At 71.2% G+C, this 18654-nt stretch carries 22 protein-coding genes; 6 read left to right on the forward strand and 16 right to left on the reverse strand.

Features of this window, described 5'->3' with window-relative positions:
- From fliN to ACEN9V_RS02490, 5 genes are all read right to left on the reverse strand, one after another.
- Positions 1-711 carry a flagellar motor switch protein FliN gene (gene fliN / locus ACEN9V_RS02470; protein ID WP_281264469.1) on the reverse strand — a complete coding sequence of 237 codons (711 nt, stop codon included), beginning with the start codon at positions 709-711 and terminating at the stop codon, positions 1-3.
- The gene (locus tag ACEN9V_RS02475) at positions 708-1586 is read right to left on the reverse strand and encodes a flagellar motor switch protein FliM (protein WP_413601992.1); all 879 of its coding nucleotides are present in this window, start codon (positions 1584-1586) and stop codon (positions 708-710) included. Before ACEN9V_RS02475 ends, fliN begins: the two co-directional genes overlap by 4 nt.
- 68 nt (positions 1587-1654) lie before the next feature.
- On the reverse strand, positions 1655-2596 hold the full coding sequence (locus ACEN9V_RS02480) for a flagellar motor protein MotB (protein ID WP_413601993.1): 942 nt from the start codon (positions 2594-2596) through the stop codon (positions 1655-1657).
- A 2-nt stretch (positions 2597-2598) separates the two neighbouring features.
- Entirely contained in the window at positions 2599-3426 is an 828-nt protein-coding gene (locus tag ACEN9V_RS02485) for a motility protein A (RefSeq protein WP_413601994.1), read from the reverse strand.
- Between the two features lies 1 nt (position 3427).
- Positions 3428-3727 carry a flagellar FlbD family protein gene (locus ACEN9V_RS02490; protein ID WP_413601995.1) on the reverse strand — a complete coding sequence of 100 codons (300 nt, stop codon included), beginning with the start codon at positions 3725-3727 and terminating at the stop codon, positions 3428-3430.
- A 235-nt stretch (positions 3728-3962) separates the two neighbouring features.
- Here ACEN9V_RS02490 and ACEN9V_RS02495 point away from each other — a divergent pair, with 235 nt between their 5' ends.
- Both ACEN9V_RS02495 and ACEN9V_RS02500 read left to right on the forward strand, forming a co-directional pair.
- A complete protein-coding gene (locus tag ACEN9V_RS02495; RefSeq protein ID WP_413601996.1) occupies positions 3963-5078 on the forward strand; it encodes a DUF475 domain-containing protein in 1116 nt (371 codons plus the stop codon).
- Positions 5075-6274 carry an MFS transporter gene (locus ACEN9V_RS02500; protein WP_413601997.1) on the forward strand — a complete coding sequence of 400 codons (1200 nt, stop codon included), beginning with the start codon at positions 5075-5077 and terminating at the stop codon, positions 6272-6274. Before ACEN9V_RS02495 ends, ACEN9V_RS02500 begins: the two co-directional genes overlap by 4 nt.
- Positions 6275-6281: 7 nt before the next feature.
- Here the strand turns inward: ACEN9V_RS02500 and ACEN9V_RS02505 are convergent, their stop codons facing one another.
- From ACEN9V_RS02505 to ACEN9V_RS02515, 3 genes are all read right to left on the reverse strand, one after another.
- The gene (locus ACEN9V_RS02505; protein WP_413601998.1) at positions 6282-7871 is read right to left on the reverse strand and encodes a Na+/H+ antiporter; all 1590 of its coding nucleotides are present in this window, start codon (positions 7869-7871) and stop codon (positions 6282-6284) included.
- A gap of 66 nt (positions 7872-7937) precedes the next feature.
- Positions 7938-8600: a dihydrofolate reductase family protein gene (locus ACEN9V_RS02510; protein ID WP_413601999.1), complete on the reverse strand. Its 663-nt coding sequence runs from the start codon at positions 8598-8600 to the stop codon at positions 7938-7940.
- Between the two features lie 15 nt (positions 8601-8615).
- Complete coding sequence (locus tag ACEN9V_RS02515) at positions 8616-9437, reverse strand: SDR family NAD(P)-dependent oxidoreductase (RefSeq protein ID WP_413602000.1); 822 nt, start codon at positions 9435-9437, stop codon at positions 8616-8618.
- A 45-nt stretch (positions 9438-9482) separates the two neighbouring features.
- Between ACEN9V_RS02515 and ACEN9V_RS02520 the strand changes: the two genes are divergently transcribed.
- Complete coding sequence (locus ACEN9V_RS02520) at positions 9483-9959, forward strand: MarR family winged helix-turn-helix transcriptional regulator (RefSeq protein WP_413602001.1); 477 nt, start codon at positions 9483-9485, stop codon at positions 9957-9959.
- Between the two features lie 92 nt (positions 9960-10051).
- Here ACEN9V_RS02520 and ACEN9V_RS02525 read toward each other — a convergent pair whose 3' ends face one another.
- Positions 10052-10561 carry a tetratricopeptide repeat protein gene (locus tag ACEN9V_RS02525; protein ID WP_413602002.1) on the reverse strand — a complete coding sequence of 170 codons (510 nt, stop codon included), beginning with the start codon at positions 10559-10561 and terminating at the stop codon, positions 10052-10054.
- 9 nt (positions 10562-10570) lie between these two features.
- Positions 10571-11266: an alpha/beta fold hydrolase gene (locus tag ACEN9V_RS02530; protein WP_413602003.1), complete on the reverse strand. Its 696-nt coding sequence runs from the start codon at positions 11264-11266 to the stop codon at positions 10571-10573.
- A gap of 45 nt (positions 11267-11311) precedes the next feature.
- Here ACEN9V_RS02530 and ACEN9V_RS02535 point away from each other — a divergent pair, with 45 nt between their 5' ends.
- On the forward strand, positions 11312-11725 hold the full coding sequence (locus ACEN9V_RS02535; RefSeq protein ID WP_413602004.1) for an NUDIX hydrolase: 414 nt from the start codon (positions 11312-11314) through the stop codon (positions 11723-11725).
- Here the strand turns inward: ACEN9V_RS02535 and ACEN9V_RS02540 are convergent.
- From ACEN9V_RS02540 to ACEN9V_RS02560, 5 genes are all read right to left on the reverse strand, one after another.
- Complete coding sequence (locus ACEN9V_RS02540; protein WP_413602005.1) at positions 11717-12097, reverse strand: DUF402 domain-containing protein; 381 nt, start codon at positions 12095-12097, stop codon at positions 11717-11719. The two genes, ACEN9V_RS02535 and ACEN9V_RS02540, sit on opposite strands and share 9 nt — an antisense overlap.
- A 73-nt stretch (positions 12098-12170) precedes the next feature.
- On the reverse strand, positions 12171-13526 hold the full coding sequence (locus tag ACEN9V_RS02545; RefSeq protein WP_413602006.1) for an MFS transporter: 1356 nt from the start codon (positions 13524-13526) through the stop codon (positions 12171-12173).
- 76 nt (positions 13527-13602) lie between these two features.
- Positions 13603-15399: a sulfatase gene (locus ACEN9V_RS02550; RefSeq protein WP_413602007.1), complete on the reverse strand. Its 1797-nt coding sequence runs from the start codon at positions 15397-15399 to the stop codon at positions 13603-13605.
- A 33-nt stretch (positions 15400-15432) separates the two neighbouring features.
- On the reverse strand, positions 15433-16044 hold the full coding sequence (locus ACEN9V_RS02555) for a TetR/AcrR family transcriptional regulator (RefSeq protein ID WP_413602008.1): 612 nt from the start codon (positions 16042-16044) through the stop codon (positions 15433-15435).
- Positions 16045-16099: 55 nt separating this feature from the next.
- Complete coding sequence (locus ACEN9V_RS02560) at positions 16100-16627, reverse strand: hypothetical protein (RefSeq protein ID WP_413602009.1); 528 nt, start codon at positions 16625-16627, stop codon at positions 16100-16102.
- Positions 16628-16653: 26 nt separating this feature from the next.
- On the opposite strand from ACEN9V_RS02560, the gene ACEN9V_RS02565 reads away from it, so the two are divergent.
- Positions 16654-17343 carry a DUF402 domain-containing protein gene (locus ACEN9V_RS02565; RefSeq protein WP_413602010.1) on the forward strand — a complete coding sequence of 230 codons (690 nt, stop codon included), beginning with the start codon at positions 16654-16656 and terminating at the stop codon, positions 17341-17343.
- Positions 17340-17906 (forward strand): GrpB family protein, encoded by a 567-nt coding sequence (locus ACEN9V_RS02570; RefSeq protein WP_413602011.1) that lies wholly within the window; start codon positions 17340-17342, stop codon positions 17904-17906. The genes ACEN9V_RS02565 and ACEN9V_RS02570 overlap by 4 nt, the downstream gene beginning before the upstream one ends.
- Here ACEN9V_RS02570 and ACEN9V_RS02575 read toward each other — a convergent pair whose 3' ends face one another.
- The gene (locus ACEN9V_RS02575) at positions 17907-18548 is read right to left on the reverse strand and encodes a hypothetical protein (protein WP_413602012.1); all 642 of its coding nucleotides are present in this window, start codon (positions 18546-18548) and stop codon (positions 17907-17909) included. It abuts the gene before it with no gap.
- Positions 18549-18654 lie beyond the last annotated feature (106 nt).

Genomic DNA, 18654 nt, shown 5'->3' on the forward strand with positions numbered 1-18654 from the left:
TCAGAGGCTTTCGGCGACGTCGAGGATCTTCGTGATGCGCACGGCGTAGTCCTGGTCGACGACGACGACCTCGCCGTGCGCGATGAGCCGACCGTTCAGCAGGACATCGGCGGGGGCACCGGCGGAACGGTCGAGCTCGACGACGGCGCCCGGCTCCATGCCGAGCACGTCGCGGACGGACATCCGGGTGCGACCGATCTCGACGGTCAGCGTCATCTCGACGTTGTTGATCCGGCCGAGGTTCCCGGCGGGGATCGACACGTGCTGCACCGGCGCGGCGCCGACGGTGCCGTTCTCGCGGATGCGGATGCCGAACCAGCCGCCGGGGAGCCCGCCGGCGGTGAGCTCGAACACCACCGTGTCCGGGTCGGCGAACAGCGACGCGGCGGACTCACGACGGGCCTCGCCGAGGACACCGACACCGAGCGCCGACACCGCGGCCTCGAGCGACGGACGGAGCACGTCGGTGACCGCCACGAGGCCGTGGTCGGTGCCGCCGGCAGCGGCGATCTGGTCCAGGTCGGTGAGGACCACCGCGAGGTCTGCGGACAGCCCGCCGACGAAGGACGCGACCACACCGTCGACCGCAGCCTCCAGGACGGCGGCGGTCGAGCCTCCCGGCATGGCCAGCGCGCGGAGGGGCGCCGCCGTCGGGAGCTGCGCGACGAGTGCCTCGGCGGCACCGGTGTGGAGGGTGGTGGTGGCGGTCATGCGGGGAGCTCCGATGTGGTGGTGACGACGATGCCGGCGAGGCGCGAGCCGTTCGCGCCGACGGCGGCGGTGCCGACGGGCTCGCCGTCGACCGCGATGGTGAGGGGACGGTGCTGCGGGTGCGGCAGCGGCAGCAGGTCGCCGACGGCGAGGCGCAGGACCTGTGACGGCAGGACGGCGGCCGGAGCGAAGCGCAGCGAGACGCCGACGGGGACGCTCGCGAGCTGGGCGTCGAGGAGCACACGGGCGTCGGCGGACGACACGGTGGTCGCGGCCTCGCCGAGCTGCGGGAGCACGGCCTCGGCCGGCAGGGCGAGGGTGCCGGGAGCGATGCGGTCGCCGACGCGGATCTCGAAGGACGCCACGATCATCAGGTCGCCCTTCTGCGCGGCCTGGGCGAACTGCGAGTTGTACTGGAAGCCGCCGACGGCGACGTCGTGCGTGAGGAGCCCGCCGAACGAGTAGCGGAGGTCGTCGAGGGCGTCCTCGATGATCTTCCGGACGAGGGCCTGCTCGATCGGTGTGAAGGTGCGGTCGGGCGTGGGCAACGGCTTCGAGGCGCCGAGCGCGTGCGACACCCACGTCAGGGCGGCGTCGAGCGGGACCTGCAGCACGCCCTTCGGGGTCGTGTCGGCGATCGGCAGCAGCGCCATGCCCGTCAGCGCCGGCAGGGACGCGGCGTACTCGTCGTACGTCATCATCTGGACCTGCTCGCACGTGACCTGGCTGACCACGCGGACCTTGGCGGTCAACTGGGTGCCCCACTGCCTGGCGAAGGTCTCGAAGGCGAGCTCGAGGACCCGTGCGTGCTCGCGGGCGAGCGTCGACGGGCGCGCGAAGTCGTACACCTCGGGCGCTGGCAGGGTCTCGGTCACGGGTGGGTCTATCGGGTGGACCCGTCCCACCCGTCAGTGCTGTGCCCACTTCTGGGGGCCGGAGGGTGTCAGCCGGATCGCGCCCCGTCCTGCGCCTTCGCCAGCGCCGGCATGAGTGCGCTGACGTCCTGGTCGGCGTTCGACAGCACCACGATGTCGACGCGTCGGTTCAGCGCGAGGTCTTGGTCGGTGCTCCCCTTGGCGAGCGGCCGGCTCGACCCGAAGCCGACGCTCTGGATGCGGTCGGCCGGCATCCCACCGCGTTCGACCAGGTCGCGGAGGACCCCGGTGGCGCGGGCGGCGCTGAGCTCCCAGTTCGTCGCGTACGGGGCGGTCGAGTTCCGCTGGTCGGCGTGGCCCTCGACGCTGACGTCGTGGTCCGCCGTCTTCAGGACCGGGGCGATCGCGTCCATGATCGCCTTCGCCTGGTCGGACAGGTCGGCGCTGTTCGTGCCGAAGTACGTCTCACTGCCCACCAGCCGCACCGTGAGCCCGCGGGCGTCGACGGTGAACTGCACGTTGGTGGTCTGCCCGGCCTTGTCGAGGTTGGCCTTGATCGCCGCCTCGATCGCCTGCAGGTCGTCGAGCTCCTGCTTCGCGGCGGCGACGTCCTGCTTGGTCGCGCTCGCCGGGACGGCCGGGACGGCACTCGACGCCGGGTCCGTGTTGGTGTCCTTGCTGCCGGACGCCGCAGTGGAGTGGTCGGCCTTCGCGTTGTCGACCGAGTACCCCTTGCCGTCGGTGACCTCGTTCTTCTTCACGACGGTGCCGCTCGCGGTGTCGATCTTGTCCGTCTTGACCTCGCCGAACCCGGTGGCGAGCGAGGTCTTCAGCGCGATGTACTTCTGCTGGTCGACCGTCGACATCGCGAAGAGCACGAGGAACATGCACATCAGGACGGTGATCATGTCCATGTAGGACGCCATCCAGCGCTCGTCGGGGTGCTCGGCCTCGTCGTGACCGCCCCTCTTCGACCGTCCACGACCGCGTCCACGGGGGTTCGCGCTCATCGTCAGGCCGCCAGCTGCTGGTCGTCGACGGACTCGCCCTTGCCGGACTTGCCCTTGCCCTTCGCCGCGGCGGCGTCGCCCCTGGCAGCCGGCGGGACCATCGCCTTGAGGCGTTCGCCGAGCAGCCGCGGCTGGCTGCCGGCCTGCACCGCGAGGAGTCCCTCCATCAGGAGCGTCTGACGGTCGGACTCGAGCTGCGCGAGCTTGCGGAGCTTCCCGCCGATCGGCAGCCAGAGGAAGTTCGCGGTGAGGAGGCCCCACAGCGTCGCGACGAAGGCGCTCGCGATCAGCGGGCCGAGCTCGTCCGGCTTGCCGAGGTTCGCGAGCACGTGGGTCAGCGACACCACGGTGCCGATGATGCCGACGGTCGGGGCGAAGCCGCCGAGGCCCATGAAGAACGAGCTCGCACTGCGGACCGGCGCGGCGTTCGACTCGATCTCGTCCTCGAGCAGGATCCGGAGCTCGTCGCCGTCGGTGCCGTCCGCGATGTTCTGCAGCGCCTTCTTCATGAACGGGTCGGCGTGCTTGTCGGCCTCCTGCTCGAGCGCGAGCAGGCCGTTGGCGCGGGCGACCTCGGCGAGGCTCACGACGTCGTCGATGACCGACGCCGGCGGGGTGACCTTGCCGGTGAACGCCTTCGGCACCGACTTGAACGACGCGATGGCGTCCTTCAGCGTGGTGCTCGCGATGCCGCAGCCGATGGTGGCGCCGAACACGAGCAGCATCGGTGCGGGGAGGAACAGGCCGGCGAGCTCGACGTGCTCCATCTCGACCATGCCGAACAGTGCTCCGAAGGCGAGCAGGATCCCGACGATCGTTGCGATGTCCACGTCAGCGCTCCCCGTGCAGCGGTGCGACCGGCGCGAGGACCGGCTGCGGGCCCGTGGCACCGCGCGGTTCGGAGGCACCGCGCAGTTCGGAGGCACCGCGCGGCTCGGTGCCGTACGCCATCGTGACGATGCGGGCGCGGTACGCGGCGATCCGGTCGATCACCTCTGCCATGGACTCGCGCACGATGTACTTCGCGCCGTCGACCATGATGAGCGTCGTGTCCGGCGTCTCCTGGATGCGCTCCACGAGATCGGGGTTGACAGCGAACCCGCTGCCGTTGAGTCGTGTGACGACGATCATGACCCGTCCTTGGTGTGTCTCGTCCCCGCCGCCGTCCGTGGGGCAGGGTGTGCGACCGCCCTTCCGTGGGTGGTCAGCGGTGTCTATCGGCCGCACGGCGGCGCGCGTTAGGAGCGCGGGCGTCCGCGCAAGTGGGGACCGGCCGTCACCCGATCTCGGGAACGCACGCCGAGCCTCCAGGCCCTGCCCAGGCCGAGTGCACGACCAGCGCAGGTTCGGAGCGCTCCATGGGGTGATGGCCAGATCCCTGCTGACCGTCCCCCTGCTCACCACGACCGCCGTCGCCGCACTCGCCTGGTTCACGCTCGGCCCGGCCGCGGCACTCGCGTTCATCGCACTCGCCCTGCTCGAGATCGCGATGGCGGCCGACTCGTCCGTCCCGATGGCCGGCATCGCCGGCCGGCTGCACTCCCCCGCGAGACGGCTCTTCCTGTCGCTCGGGATCGTCGCCGGCGTCCTCGCGATGCGGCTGCTGCTGCCGCCCGCAGCCGTCGCCGTCGGCGACGCCTCGGACCCGGCGTCGGCCGTGTCCGAGGCCGTGTTCGCACCGGGCGCCTTCGCAGCGCACCTGCAGGACGTGCGTCCCGCACTCGCCGCCTTCGGAGCGTCGTTCATCTGGCTCGTCTTCGCCGAGTACCTGTTCAACACGGACCGCGCGTCCCGCAGGTCCTGGCTGGGCGGACTGGAGGCCCGGCTCGCCGCCGTCGCACGGCCGCGCGTCTGGTCGCTGGTCACCGCTGGGACCGGTGTGGTGCTGACGTCCGTGCTCGTCGGGTCCGCCTCCTCGTGGGAGCCGGCCTCGGTGGTGCCGGTGGCCCTCGGTGGCATCGCCGGCACCGTCGGCTACTTCGGGTCGAAGGCCGTGGCGAAGTGGGCGCTCCGCTCCCCCGTCGGGACCACGGACACGTCCTCGATCGGGACCGGGCGGGACGCCTGGCGGATCCACGCCTACGCGTCGACCGTCGTGTTCGAGCGCGGACTCGTGGTGTTCATGCTGTTCGAGATCCTGGACGGGGCGTACTCGCTGTCCGGATCGGGACCGCTCGGGTCCGACGGGATCGGTGCGCTCGAACAGGCAGCCGTCGCGGGTGCGGCGATCGCGGTCGGGGCGGTGTTCCTCGCACGCCTGACCTCGCACCTGGACCAGGCGGCCGGGCTGCAGCGGCTCCGGTACCTGAAGGCCGGGGCCGCGTACGTGCTCGGCGTGCTGTCGGTGCTGCTGTGGACGAGCCTGCTCGTGCCGATCCCCGGCACCGTCGTCGGCTGGTTCGGCTCGGTGGTCATCGGACTGGCGCTCGCGACGTCACTGCCGTGGCGGGCGTGGGTCCGCCGTGCGAGAGTTGGCGCGTGAGCACAGCGACGGCGCCGACACCCACCCGACTCCACCGGCTGGCGCTCTTCGCGGTGTCCACCATGACGGGGTTCGGCATCGCGTCGTGGGTCACGCGCACCCCGGCCGTCCGGTCCGACCTCGGCGCGTCGATCGAGGCGATGGGCATCGTCCTGTTCGGTCTGTCGATCGGGTCGATGATCGGCATCCTCGGCGCTGGAGCGCTCGTCCGCGTCCTCGGGACCCGCCCGCTCGTGCTCGTCGGCGCAGCGCTGCCGGTGCTCGGCATGCTGCTCGTCGGGGTCCTGGCACCGGCGCAGTTCGCCGTCGGGGTCTGGGGCGGACTGTTCCTCATCGGCTTCGGCGCCGGCGTCGCCGAGATCGGCCTGAACGTCGAGGCCGCTGCGCAGGAGCGTGCGACCGGCCGCCCGGTCGTGCCGATGCTGCACGCGTGCTTCAGTCTCGGCACCGTCGCGGGCGGAGTCGTCGGGATCGCGATGACCGCCGCGCAGACCCCCGTCGTCGTGCACCTGACCATCGCCACGGCCGTGATGGCCGCGCTCGCGGTCTTCGCCGCGGCGAACCTCCGGCCGCTACCCCGGGCCGAGGTCCCCGCCGCTGACGACACCCGACCCGTTCGTCGCCGTGGCGTCGTCACCGTGCAGCTACTCCTCATCGCGGTGATCACACTCGCGATGGCGTTCGCCGAGGGTTCCGCGAGCGACTGGCTGCCGCTCCTCATGACGAACGAGCACGACGCTCCGGAGGTCCTCGGCTCCCTCGTGTTCACCGGTTTCGCGCTCGCGATGTTCATCGGTCGGTCCGCCGGGACGCCGCTCGTCACCCGCTTCGGACGCGGCACCGTCATCCGGGTGTGCGCGACCGTCGGTGCGATCGGGGTGCTCGGTGTCGTCCTGGCGCCGAACCCGCTCCTCACCGCCATCGCGGCGGTGGTCTGGGGCCTCGGCATCGCGCTCGGTTTCCCGCTCGCGGTCTCCGCGGCGGGTGACCACCCCACCGACGGCGACCGCCGCGTGTCCGTCGTCGCCGCAGCCGGCTACATCGCGTTCCTCGTCGGGCCGCCGGCGCTCGGCTTCCTCGGGGAGCACCTCGGGCTGCAACTCACCATGCTCGTGCCGGCTGCGCTGCTCGTCATCGCGGTCGTCATCGCGCCGGCAGCCGGGGTGCAGCGGACCGTGGCGCGCTCGGCCGGGTAGCCGCGGGTCAGTCGCGCTCGCCCTGGCGGAGCAGCCGGGTCTCCTCGGCGTCGTACTCCGCCCGGACCTGCCGCAGCACCAGGTCGTCGATGTCGCCGTCGTCGCGCATCCTGAGCACGGTCGCCGACTTGTGCCGGACGAGCTCGAGTTCGAGCTCGACCGCGTCGCCGCGCTTCGCGAGCAACGGGTGGTCGGACTCGTCGCTCTGCTCCGCCCGGACGAGCGCCAGGTGCCCCTCGTAGTCGCCGCGGATGCGCTCGACCACCTCGTCGTCGGCGCCGAGCCGCTTGGCCAGGCGCGGCAGGGCGTCGAGCGCCTCCTCGATCGCGGTCCGCTCGGCGTCCCGACGCTCGTCGGCCACCTCGTCGCGACCGCCGAAGTCCGCCCACCTGACGACGGCGGGGAGGACGAGCGACTGCCCGACGATCGTGACCACGACGACGCCTGCCGTGACGAACACGATGAGGTCGCGGTCCGGGAACGCCGCACCGCTCTCGACCATGCGGGGCACCGCGACGGCCATCGCCAGCGACACCGCCCCACGGAACCCGGTGAATCCGCTGACCACCCGGTCGCGATGTCCCTCTCGTGGCGTGCCGCCGGTGCGGAGCGTGACGAGCTTGACGGCGCCCCACGACGCGTTGAGGAAGGCGAAGCGGAGCACCACGACCGTCACCGAGACCAGTCCGATCAGGCCGAGGCCGAGCCACAGTTCCCGGACGCCGAGCGCGCGGACCGCGATGGTCGCCTCGATGCCGACGAGCACGAACAGCGCGCCGTTGAGCAGGAACGTCGCGAACGACCAGAACGACCGCACCTGCTGGCGGGTCTCGGCACGGTCGAGCTTCGGCGCGACCTGACTGACGACGAGCCCGGCCACGACGACGGCGAGGACGCCGGACGCACCGATCGCTTCAGCGGCCAGGAACGCCACGAACGGGACGAGCAGCGTGAGCAGGTTCTCCAGCACGACGGCGTGCACTCGCCGGAGGACCTGCATGCCGAGCCAGGACACCACGAGACCGGCGGCGATACCGCCGACGTAGGACAGCAGCAGCATCCAGCTGACGTTCCACGCCGTCAGGGTCTGCTCGCCCGCCGTCACCGCCACCGCGATCCCGTAGACGACGAGCGTCGTCCCGTCGTTCACCAGGCTCTCCGCGCGGAGCACCGTCGTGTTCCGGCGTGGGAGGGACCGGGTCAGCGCGCCGACGGCCGTCGCGTCCGTCGGAGCCACCGCGGCACCGAGCACCCATGCGGGGCCCCATGCCATGCCGAGCAGGTGCAGGAGCGTCGCCACCCCGCCCGCGGTGACCACGACGAGGAGCGTGCCCATCAGGACGATGCCCCGCAGGTTCGCGCGGATCTCCCGCAGCGAGATGGTCAGGCTCTCCCAGTACAGGAGCGCGGGCAGGAACAGGAGCAGCACCGCGTCCGCCGGGAGCTCCAGGCGGCCGAACACCGGGATGAAGGCGATCCCGGCGCCGAAGACGAGCAGCAGCACGGGCGGTGCGATCCGGATGCGCCCGGAGACGGCGGTGGCGACCGCGATCGCCGTGGCGAGCACGACGACGAGTTCGGGTGCGATGAGTTCCATGGGCCTCAGAGCATGGCAGGCGGTGCCTGTGCGCGGCTCGCAGCAAGGCTGTCCGCCGGCGGGCCCTCACCCGGCGGGGGTGATCTCCCGGCGCTCGAAGGTCAGGTGGACGACACCGGACGGCGACGGGGTCGCCTCGATCGTGAACCCGTCCTCGAGTCCCTCGAGACCGTCCCAGAGGCGCTCGCCCCGTCCGAGCACGATCGGGACGAGCACGACGTGCATGCGGTCGATGAGGTCCGCTGCGAGGAACGCTCGGACCGTCTCGACGCCGCCCCCGATCCGCACGTCCAGCCCTGGCGCCGCAGCGCGTGCCTGTGCGAGTGCCTCGGCCGGGCTCGCGTCGATGAAGTGGAACGTCGTCCCGCCCGCCATCGACAGCGGCTCCCGGGGGTGGTGCGTCAGCACGAAGACCGGGGTGTGGAACGGCGGGTCCTCGCCCCACCAGCCCGTCCACGACTCGTCCGGCCAGGGCCCGCGGACAGGCCCGAACTTGTTCCGGCCCATGATCTCGACACCGATGCCATCGCCCCACGTGCGCGCGAACCGATCGTCGAGGTCGGTGCTCCCGCCCGACGCCCCCTGCATCGCGCGGAACGTCTGCGTCCCGAAGAACCACTGCATGAGCCGTCCGTCGGCGTGGCCGAACGGCTGCTCGAGCGACTGGTCGGCGCCCGCGCCGTAGCCGTCCAGCGAGATTGCGAAGTTGTGCACCCTGACGATCGACACGCGGCAACCATACGACTAGAGGGTCGTGGTGAGCACCCCACCGTCGACCCGGAGTGCTGCGCCGTTCGTCGCCGACGACCGCGGGCTCGCCAGGTAGGTGACCATGTCGGCGATCTCGGACGGCTCGATGAACCGCTCGAGCAGCGTGGTGCGGTTCTGCGCGATGACGGCGGCCTTCACCTCGTCGACCGCGGCCCCTTGTGACGAAGCGATCCCCTCGACCGCGCTCGCGACGCCGTCCGAGTAGGTCGGGCCGCCGAGCACGGTGTTCACGGTCACCCCGGTCCCCCGCGTGGTCTTCGCCAAGCCGTTCGCGAGCGCGATCATCGCTGCCTTCGTGGTGCCGTAGTGGACCATGTCGGCCGGCACGGCGACACCGGACTCGCTGCTGATGAACACGATGCGACCCCGGCCCCGCGCGAGCATGCCGGGGAGCAGGTGCCGGGACAGCCGCACGCCGCTCATCACGTTCACGTCGAAGTACCGCTGCCACTCGTCGTCGTCGATGTCCGGGAACGCCGTGAGCCCGAACAGGCCGACGTTGTTCACGAGCACGTCGACCTCGTCGAGTTCCGCGAGCAGTCGCTGCACCGACGCCGGGTCCCCGAAGTCCGCGACGATCCCGCGGGGCGACGAGTCCGGCCACGCGGCACGCAGACGGTCGACCGCCGCATCGACGCGCGTCGCAGACCGGCCGTTCACGATGACCCGGACGCCCTCGGCGCTCAACGCGGACGCCACGGCGAACCCGATCCCGCCCGTCGATCCGCTCACGAAGGCCGTCCTGCCGTGCAGCTGCATGTCCATGTCACTCCCGTCGATGACTTGCTCAGGCAAGTCACCGTAGCGAGGTTGACTTGCCTGAGCAAGTAGTATCGAGCCATGGACCATGACCAGGCCGCGTGGGCGGCGTTCGCCACCGTCCTCGAACGCCTCCCCAGCGCGCTCGACGCGCAGCTGCAACGGGACAGCGGGCTCACGCACTTCGAGTACGGCGTGCTGTACGCCCTCGACACCGCCCCCGACCGGACCCTCCGGATGAGCATCCTCGCCGGGTACGCCAGCAGCACGCTGTCACGGCTGTCCCGCGCCGTCACCCGGCTCGAGGGCAAGGGCTGGGTGCGCCGGCGACCCGACCCGGGCGACGGCCGGTTCACCTTGGCCGTGCTCACGGACGACGGGCACGCCGCCGTCGCGCAGGCCACTCCCGGCCACCGCGCGCTCGTCGACGAGGTCGTCTTCGGCGCCCTCACCAGCGCGCAGGTCCGGCAGCTCGGTGTGATCAGCCGCCGCATCGCGGCGGCCGTCGGCCCGGAGCCCGTCTGGACCCCACCAGAACAGGGTGACCAACGGCCCTGAACCGGTCGCGATGACGGACTGGAGGCTCCCCACCGGCCCGCACCGAGCCTCCCGTCCGTCGACTAGTGGTCCGTCGACTAGTGGTCCGTCGACTAGTGGTCCGTCAGGGCCGCCGCGTACGCGCGGACGGAACGGTTGTAGCGCGGGAGCGTCGGCTCGATGGCCTCGATCACGACGCGGAGGGCCTCGTCGTGGCGGCCGGCGCTGTGCAGCGCGAGCGCCAGGAACACGCGCGGTGCGGTGCCGGTCGATTCGTGCTCGGGAGCGTCCCGCAGCATCGCGATGGCCTCGTCGAGTCGACCGAGGTTGCGGAGCGTCGACGCGTACTGGACGGTCATCCGCGCCGCACGGAGTGGATCGACCTCCGACAGGCCGGCGTCGGCCGCGGCGGCGTAGTGCTCGGCCGCCTCGGCCTCGTGCCCGGAGGAGTCGTAGGCGCCGCCGAGCTCGAACGCGCCGAGCGCGGGGTGCGGTGCGGAGCCGGCGAGCTCGCGCATCAGGGCGAGGCGGGACTCGGGATCGACGGCTTCGTCGGCCCAGAGCGCGTCGACCAGGGTCTCCCACTCGACGTCGGCGGGCACGGCATCGGGGATGATCGGCATCGCGCCAGGCTACCGAGGCGAAACCGATCGCACGAAGTCGAGCACGACCCGCGTCGCGTCCTGGTGATCCTGCGGGCGGTGTCCGTGGCCGGCGAGGACCCGGTGCACCGCCCCGTCGACGTGCGCGGCGATCGTCTCGTACTCGTCGTTCCACCCACCGGTGACGACGAGCGTCGGGACTCCCGTGCGGTCCGGGGTGTCGAGCGTCCACGGGCCGGGCAGCATGCGCTGCCGTTCGGCCGCGAGCAGGCCCTCGGGCGTGGTCGGCGCAGACGCGTCGGACCGGCCCGACACCGCGTTCCCGAAGGCCACCGCGAAGCTCGCAGCGTCGAGCGATCCGGCACGGTCGAGCACGGGCTGCACCCGTCGGACGTGGTCCTCCACCGCGGGGGTCCCCCGTGCGAGTGCGTACGCCGCCGGTTCGAACAGCACGAGCGCCCGCACCAGATCGGGACGCCGGGCGGCCGCGCGCATCGCGACCGGCCCACCGAACGAGTGCGCGACGACCACGGCGTCGTCGGGGCAGGCCCGGAGCAGCCGTGACTCCCATGCGTCCTGGTCGAACGGTACGGCCGCGGCCGACTCGGAGTCGTAGCCGGGCATCCGCGCGAACCGCTCGTCCGGCAGCCCGGACGCGACCGGCCACGCCCGGTCGACCGTGCGGTTCGAGGCGTGCAGGAACACGAACGCGCCGGTCTTCGCCATGGCACGACCCTAGCGAGACCGCGGATGCGCTGACAGGGTGGGACGATGTCGTCCATCCGGAACATCGCCGTCGGACTCCCGGTTCGTGACGGCCACGTGCTGCTGTCCGAGAACCACGACCGCGTCCGAGACCTCCGGTTCCACCGGCCGGTCGGGGGCGGGATCGAGTTCGGGGAGACCGCGGAGGAGGCACTCCGCCGGGAGTTCCGCGAAGAGCTCGACGTCGACCTGGACACGGTCGAGCCGCTCGGTGTGCTGGAGAACATCTTCGCGTTCGAGGGGCACCCGGGGCACGAGTTCGTGCACGTCTTCGCGGTCGGCTCGCCCGGTCTCGACTCCGTGCCGCTCGACGCCTCACTCGTCGTGCTCGACGAGGGCAGTCCCGTGCAGTGGGTGCCCCTCGACACGAGCGACCAGGTCTACCCCGAGGGTGTGCTCGACCTCCTCCGCTCAGCCTGACGCCGGGGCGTCCCACCCGTCCGGCAGCGCGAGCGGGCGATCGAGTCCGGGCGCGGGCCGGAAGTCCCCCCAGTGCCCGATCGCGTCGACGAAGCCCTCGGGGTCCCGAGCGATCGCCTGTCCGGTCTCCCGTGCGGCCTCGAGGTCCCGCTCCCGGAGGTACTCGGTCCGCACGGCGGCCTCCGCTTCGTCCTCGTCCTTCCAGCTCACCGCGTACTCCGGCGAGACGAGCAGGTCGAGGTGCCAGTCCACCGACGTCACACCGAGGTGGTCGCGCTGCTTCTCGGACTCGAGGTTCACGTACCACCCCGAGAACACCCCGTGTTCGTCCCAGAAGTGGAGCACCTGCCAGTGCTCGCCCCACGGGATCACCCGGAGCACGCTCCCGCCGGCCCAGGAGCCGGACGGGAGGCTCGGTGTCGGCTGGCACCGAGCCTCCGGTCCGCTAGTGGGTCGCCACCGAACCGGTGCGCGCCTGCAGGAGCGCGTCGAGCCGGTCCACGTCCCGCGGGTAGGTCCGGTAGAGCAGCGTCACGAACGCCGCGTTGACCAGCATCAAGACGCCGGGGATCCAGAACATGACCGCCTTCAGGCCGATCGCCTCGGCCAGGAACCCCGCCGAGAGGTTGAAGAGCGCGTAGGCCAGCCCCTCGAACACGGAGAGCATGAGCGCGAACGCGGCACCGCGGAGCTCCGGCGGCACGACGGACGCGACGATCGGCCGGTTCACACCGGGGTTCAAGCCCTGCATGAACCCCATCACCGACCACAGGCCGGCGAACACCCAGATGGTGCCCCAGTCGAACTGCGTCGCGATCAGCGAGGCGACCGCGAACCCGAGCTGCGCGAACTGCAGCACGGCGATCCGGCCCGCACGCGGGAACCGCCGTTGGAGGGCGTCCGTCACGATGCCGCCGCCGAACGTCCCGACGAGGTAGCCGAGACCGAACGGCAGGGTGACGACCGCCGCGACGGCCGTGCTGAAGCCGTACGTCTGCACGAGGAAGAGGATGCCGAACGACCCGATCAGCAGGTGCCCGGAGATGAGGCGCTGGACGAGCATGAGCGTGAACGTCGGGATCCCGAACATCCGTCGCACCTTCGCCCACGAGATGCGCTCGTTCTCGGCGCGCTGCTCGACGGTCATCATCGCCGTCGTCGGCTCGCTCGCGCCGAGGCCGGGGTCCGTGAAGCAGAACAGGAGCACGAGCGAAGCGACGATGGTCAGGCCGCCCCAGATGAAGAAGCCGTAGCGCCAGCCGTCGTGCACGTTCGCGAGCTGGCCGATGAGCGGACCGGCGATCGAGCCGAGCAGCGAGATCGCTCCCCAGGTGTAGCCGGAGGCACGGCCGCGGCTCTTCTCGTCGAAGAGGTCGGTCGTGATCTCACTCACGATCGGCAGCGCGGCCGCGATGAACACCGCGGACAGGCCGTAGAACAGGATGATGTGCGCGTAGTTCTGCGCCAGGCCGGTCAGCGCCGTGAGCACACCGGTGATGGCGGTCGTGATGACGAAGGTCGCCTTCCGGTTCGTCTTCCGGGCAACGAACGCCCAGAACGGGCCGAAGAGGATGCTGATGAACTTCGCGATCGAGGTCAGGACGCCGACGGCGGCGAGCGGCAGCGAGATCGCCGCGATGATGACCGGCGCGAGGGTGCTGAGGATGCTGCCCTCGTTGTTGTCGGCCCAGAGCGGGGCGACGACGGCAGCGAGTCGTCGCCACCGCCTCGGGACGATGACGGACGACGGTGTCGCTGGTGCGTCGGTCGGGGTGGCGGCGTGTGGTGCCTGCTGTGCCATCGGAACTCCTCGTCGAGATACCTGGTGCTGGGGTCGGGTGGTGTCGGGCCGGGGCCCGGGGTGGTTCGGCTGCCGGTCAGGAGATCGCCGCGAGGCGCGCGTCGATGCGCCGGATCGCGGCGGCGCGGAGCACCGGGGTGAACGGGGCGAGGTCGAGCAGGGTCGACGAGCCGGTCTGTGCGGCGAGCTGGCCGACGACCGGGCCGAGCGCGTCCTCCAGGACGGCACGTGCCTGCGGGACGGACAGGAGGCTCGTGATCGGGGTGCGCACACTCGGCCGGTCCGTCGGGAACTCGCCAGCCGCCGGGATCGGCTCGAGTGCGGCACGGTACCGGTCGAGCTGGGCGCGGGCGAGCAGGTGCGAACCGTCGGCAGGGCCCGCCTGCGGCAGGCCGAGGCGTTCGTACTGCGACGGCGGGGCGTCGTTGGCGCGCATGGCGTCGAGCAGCAACCCGACCATGCGGAGCTCGAGCGCGTCGTCGATGACGGGGTGCTCCTGCTCCGGGTCGGTCGCGAGGTCGAACAGGACGGTCCCGAAGGACGACGGGTCGCCGAACGCCGAGCCGGGGACACGGAGGACCGGCACACCCCGGGTGAAGTCGAACGGCGGGACGAGTTCGGCGTCGCGCAGCTCGGCCGGGGTGAAGCGCGAGTTCATGTGGGTCGGCATGAGGGTGTGTTCGTGGAGCGGAGCGTTCTCGGCGGCGGCGGCACGCATGTAGACGTACCGGCCGTCGGTGATGTTCACGTGGCCGCCGAACGAGCCGAACATCGCGGTGGTGCGGACTGAATCGACTCGGTCGGCATCCGCGCGGTCTGCGCTCGCGCGGACGATCGGCAGGATGGAGCGGCCCTGCATGCGCTCGGTCCGGTCGACGCCGAAGAGGTCGAGCAGCGTCGGGCCGAGGTCGATCGTCTGGACGAGGGCATCAGTGGCGGTCCCGGCGGCGCGGGACACCGGGTCCCAGAGGAACAACGGCGTGTGGATGTTCTCGTCGTACCAGGGCTGGATGTTCTTGCCCCACCAGCCGTGCTCACCGAGCAGGAAGCCGTGGTCGGTGCACACCATGAGCAAGGTGTCCTCCCAGAGACCTTCCTCGTCGAAGCGGTCGAGCACCCGGCCGAGGGACGCGTCGCACATCGACAACAGCGCCGCGTACTCCTCCCGGGTCCGCTCGATCACCTCGGGTGTCTCGTCCGCGCGCTTGTAGTCGGGCCAGTCGACCGTCGCGGAGCCGGGTTCGTCGAGCGAGCCGTAGTGACGGCGGTACTCGCGGTACGAGAAGTACGGCTCGTGCGGGTCGAAGCACTCGATCTGCACCATCCACGAGTCCTCGTCACGGTTCGTCGCCATGAACTCCAGGCCGGCGTCGACGGTGAGTGTCTGGGGATGGTCGGCCTCGTCCTGCAGGTACTGCCGGTTCACCAGGTCCTGCCGCCAGAGCGCGTGACGGACGCGTCGGGTGCTCGCCGGGACCTCGGGTTCGGCGACGTGCCCCTTCCACGCGTCCCCCTCCTGCCCGCGGAAGAACTCGAACGTGTCGAAGCGGTTGTGGTACGTCGCTCCCCCGTCCTCCCAGTAGTGCGGGTGGTCCGTGACGAGGTGCGTGTACACACCGGCGTCAGAGAGCATCGCGGGCACGGAGTCGTCGAACGGCTCCAGCGGCCCCCAAGACCGGTGCAGGAAGTTCGGGCGGCCGGTGTGCAGCTCGCGCCGGGCGGGCATGCACGGCATGCTGCCCGCGTAGCAGTTGTCGAACCGCACCGTCTGGCGTGCCAGACGCTCGAAGTTGGGGGCGTGCACCCAGTCAGCCCCGTAGGGCGGGAGGAACTTGCGGTTCAGGCTGTCGAACAGCACCATCACGGCTCGCATGCCGTGACTCTAACCTACTAAGTACTTAGTAAGTCAAGCGGGGTCGTCCCGCCGGTACTGCTCGAGCATGCCGACGAAGGCGCGCACCGACTCAATCCGGTCGACCGAGCCGGGGTTGAGGAGTTGCTGCAGCCGGAGTCCGTCCGCCAGTCCGACGAGCCACTGACTGACGGTCGTCGCTGTCACCCCCTGCGGCAGCTTCGCCGGGTCGAGGAGCCGGTCCATCTCGTGCGACGACGTCTCGGCCAGCACGCGGTAGCGCTCGACGAACCAGTCGTGACCTGGGTGGTCGCGCGTGATGCTCTCCGCGGACAGCAGCGCGAACAGCTGCACGAGCGCCGGGTGGTCCTCGTTCTGTTCGAGCCGCCCGACGAACGTCTCGAGCCAGTCCTTGCCCTCGGCCCGCAGGGACTCGTCCACCTGTCCGTTGCGGGTCTCGCGTTCCTGCAGCACCGCGATGAGCAGGGCGTTCTTCGTCCCGAAGTGGTGCAGGAGCCCGGCCGTCGTGATGCCGACCTCTCCCGCGACGTCGGCGACGCTCACGTCGGTGAAGCCCCGCTCGGCGAACAACCGCAGCGCGACGTCGAGGATCTGACGGCGGCGTTCGTCGCCTCGTGGTCGAGTCGGTCGGCCCTGAGCGTTCACCCGACCACCCTAGCCAGTCGGTACCGGCCCGCTCTCGTGGGCCGGGGCTCCCGGATCAGCGGACTGCGGCCGCGGCGCGGCGAACGACAGCGGCGGACACCCACTCGACCGTCGCGTCCGCCGTCTCGTCGATGCCGTGAAGCGACGTGTCGAAGGTCGCGAACCGGTGCGGCGCCCGTGCCGCGGCGTCGCGGAGCTCGCGATCGACGGCGACGTGCTTCTCGGGGTGCTGCCACGCGCCGCCGTACCCGCGCTCGGCGACACGGTGGCGGATCGTGTCCGGGTGGCACACGAGCGCGAGCATGTCCACGCGGAGCCCGGCGGCGTCGGCGGCGGGGAAGACCTGCCCCGGCATCCCGATCCCGCAGATGACGGGGACGAGCCCGTTCCGGAGCACATCAGCGCAGACGCGCATCGTGAAGGCCCAGTACTCGTCGTAGTCCCACGCGCGCCGAGCCGACGAGAGCGTGTCGCCGTCGATGGCGCACGCACCGGGGACCCGTCCGGCGATGGCCACGCACGCTGTGGACTTTCCGGCGCCGGCCGCTCCCGACAGCACCAGGACCTCGGACGTCGTCGTCATCGCGTCAGGGTACCGAGCCTGTCGACATGGCATGCTCGAACGCGATGGACACCGCACGAGCACCCCGCGACGACGCGGGTCGATTCGAACCAGGGACACCGGTCGCCCTCAGGAGCATCAACGGGTACGGGCACCACGGCCGCGCCGTCGGGTTCACCGTCGCCGGAACCGTCGTCGTGGACTCGGACGAGTTCTCAGTCGTCGCCACGACACCCGACTCCGAGGTCCGCAACCGCGCAGGGGTCGGCAGCGGCCCGAACGGACGACTCGTGCTGCCCGACGACTGGAACGGTTCGTACCGGGAAGCGACGTGGTTCGGATCCACCGTGGTCCGGGTGCACCAGCGAGACGTGCCGTGGTCCGTGTGGCGCTGGCACGACGGCGTGCAGTGGGAGCCGGACTGGTACGTGAACCTCGAGACGCCGTGGGTCCGGTCGGACGTCGGGTTCGACACGCAGGACTGGACGCTGGACGTCGTCGCGCGGCAGGCGACCGACGGCTGGCAGGTCTCGTTCAAGGACGTCGACGAACTCGCGTTCCTGGAGTCGTCGGGGTTCTGGTCCGCGGAGCGCGCCACGAGCATCCGGGCGGCGGGCGAGGCTGCCCGCGATGCAGCGTCCATACGGTCGTGGCCGTTCGACGCCGAGTGGGAGGCCTGGTTGCCGAGGGACAGCACCCCGGTCGCCCTCCCGACGGGTTGGGAGCGGGTGGCGTGACCGCCCGACGAGCTCGACGCCGACCGGACGTGACGACCGTCGAGATCGTCGGCGGGCCGGAGGCGATCGAGGTCTCCCTCCACGACGCAGACCCCGCTTGGGCCGACCGCTACCGCGAGCACGAGCGGCGCATCCGACAGGTCCTGCCCGGGCCGGAGACGGGGATCGAACACATCGGTTCCACTGCGGTGCCAGGCCTCGCGGCGAAGCCCATCATCGACGTGCTGGTCACGGTCGAGGACATCACCGCCGAGGAGGACTACCTCGACCAGCTCCTGGCCGCCGGCTACGAGCTCCGCGTCCGTGAACCCGGGCATCGGCTCGTGCGCACGCCGGCTCGGGATGCCCATGTGCACGTCTACGAGCACGGTGCGCCCGCGGTCGACGAGTACCGACTCCTGCGCGACCACCTGCGCGACGACGCTGGAGACCGGGAGCTCTACGCCGAGACGAAGCGCGCGCTGCTCGACCGGCAGTGGGACGACATGAACGACTACGCCGATGCCAAGACCGAGGTGATCACCGCGATCAAGGCGCGAGCCCGGGCAGCCCGCGGCCGGTGATCACGCGAACGAGCTGAGCGCTGCCGCGTAGCCGTCAGGATCGCTCCTGGTCTCGGCGGTCACGAGGAGACCGTGTGGTCCCACCCGTCGGGTGAACGTCCCCCGGCACGGGATCTCGACGATCGTCGTCAACCCCGCTCGCCACGCTGGGACGAGCTGCTCGAGACGCTCGCGTTCCGGTGACCGTCGCAAGACCTCCGGCGAAGTGATCTCGTTGAACCGTGCGGATGTCCACTCGTCGTACCGCCCGGTGAACGCGGCATCACCGAACTCGTCCCGCCACGACGGCCCTGACACCAGTTCCAGCAGCGCACCACGCTCGGACTGCGGGATCGACGGATCGTGCAACCGTTCGATCGCTCGCGGATCAGGCTGCGAACCGGCATGGGCGAGGCATGCGCCCCACAGCGCGGGCCACGCCACCGACCACCTCGCGCGATCGGCTCCGGATCCGCCAGTCTCCCGATCCGGCGTGTCGACGAGCACCGGCGGGAGATCCTCACCGTCCGGGTCGAGCGCCCACGCCTCTCGGACCCAGAGCAGATCGAGCAGCGTCTGCGCGCCGTTCTCGATCGTGAGGAGCATGTCGCGCGGCCACGGGTTCCCCGGGTCCGGCGTCGTCGAGATCACTGAGTCCCCCATCTGTCCGGTCCAGCGAACCACGGAGCCCCCACCACCGCAACGGCGACCAGACGACGGACGGGAGGCTCGGTGCCAGCTGGCACCGAGCCTCCCGTCCGGCCCGTGT

It is taken from the genome of Curtobacterium sp. Curtsp57, assembly GCF_047324335.1.
Lineage (GTDB): Bacteria > Actinomycetota > Actinomycetes > Actinomycetales > Microbacteriaceae > Curtobacterium.

Coding starts and splice junctions, on each gene's coding strand:
- fliN (WP_281264469.1), bottom strand. CDS start 711: ATGACCGCCACCACCACCCTCCACACCGGTGCCGCCGAGGCACTCGTC.
- ACEN9V_RS02480 (WP_413601993.1), bottom strand. CDS start 2,596: ATGAGCGCGAACCCCCGTGGACGCGGTCGTGGACGGTCGAAGAGGGGC.
- ACEN9V_RS02490 (WP_413601995.1), bottom strand. CDS start 3,727: ATGATCGTCGTCACACGACTCAACGGCAGCGGGTTCGCTGTCAACCCC.
- ACEN9V_RS02495 (WP_413601996.1), top strand. CDS start 3,963: ATGGCCAGATCCCTGCTGACCGTCCCCCTGCTCACCACGACCGCCGTC.
- ACEN9V_RS02505 (WP_413601998.1), bottom strand. CDS start 7,871: ATGGAACTCATCGCACCCGAACTCGTCGTCGTGCTCGCCACGGCGATC.
- ACEN9V_RS02520 (WP_413602001.1), top strand. CDS start 9,483: ATGGACCATGACCAGGCCGCGTGGGCGGCGTTCGCCACCGTCCTCGAA.
- ACEN9V_RS02525 (WP_413602002.1), bottom strand. CDS start 10,561: ATGCCGATCATCCCCGATGCCGTGCCCGCCGACGTCGAGTGGGAGACC.
- ACEN9V_RS02530 (WP_413602003.1), bottom strand. CDS start 11,266: ATGGCGAAGACCGGCGCGTTCGTGTTCCTGCACGCCTCGAACCGCACG.
- ACEN9V_RS02535 (WP_413602004.1), top strand. CDS start 11,312: ATGTCGTCCATCCGGAACATCGCCGTCGGACTCCCGGTTCGTGACGGC.
- ACEN9V_RS02545 (WP_413602006.1), bottom strand. CDS start 13,526: ATGGCACAGCAGGCACCACACGCCGCCACCCCGACCGACGCACCAGCG.
- ACEN9V_RS02550 (WP_413602007.1), bottom strand. CDS start 15,399: ATGCGAGCCGTGATGGTGCTGTTCGACAGCCTGAACCGCAAGTTCCTC.
- ACEN9V_RS02560 (WP_413602009.1), bottom strand. CDS start 16,627: ATGACGACGACGTCCGAGGTCCTGGTGCTGTCGGGAGCGGCCGGCGCC.
- ACEN9V_RS02565 (WP_413602010.1), top strand. CDS start 16,654: ATGGCATGCTCGAACGCGATGGACACCGCACGAGCACCCCGCGACGAC.
- ACEN9V_RS02575 (WP_413602012.1), bottom strand. CDS start 18,548: ATGGGGGACTCAGTGATCTCGACGACGCCGGACCCGGGGAACCCGTGG.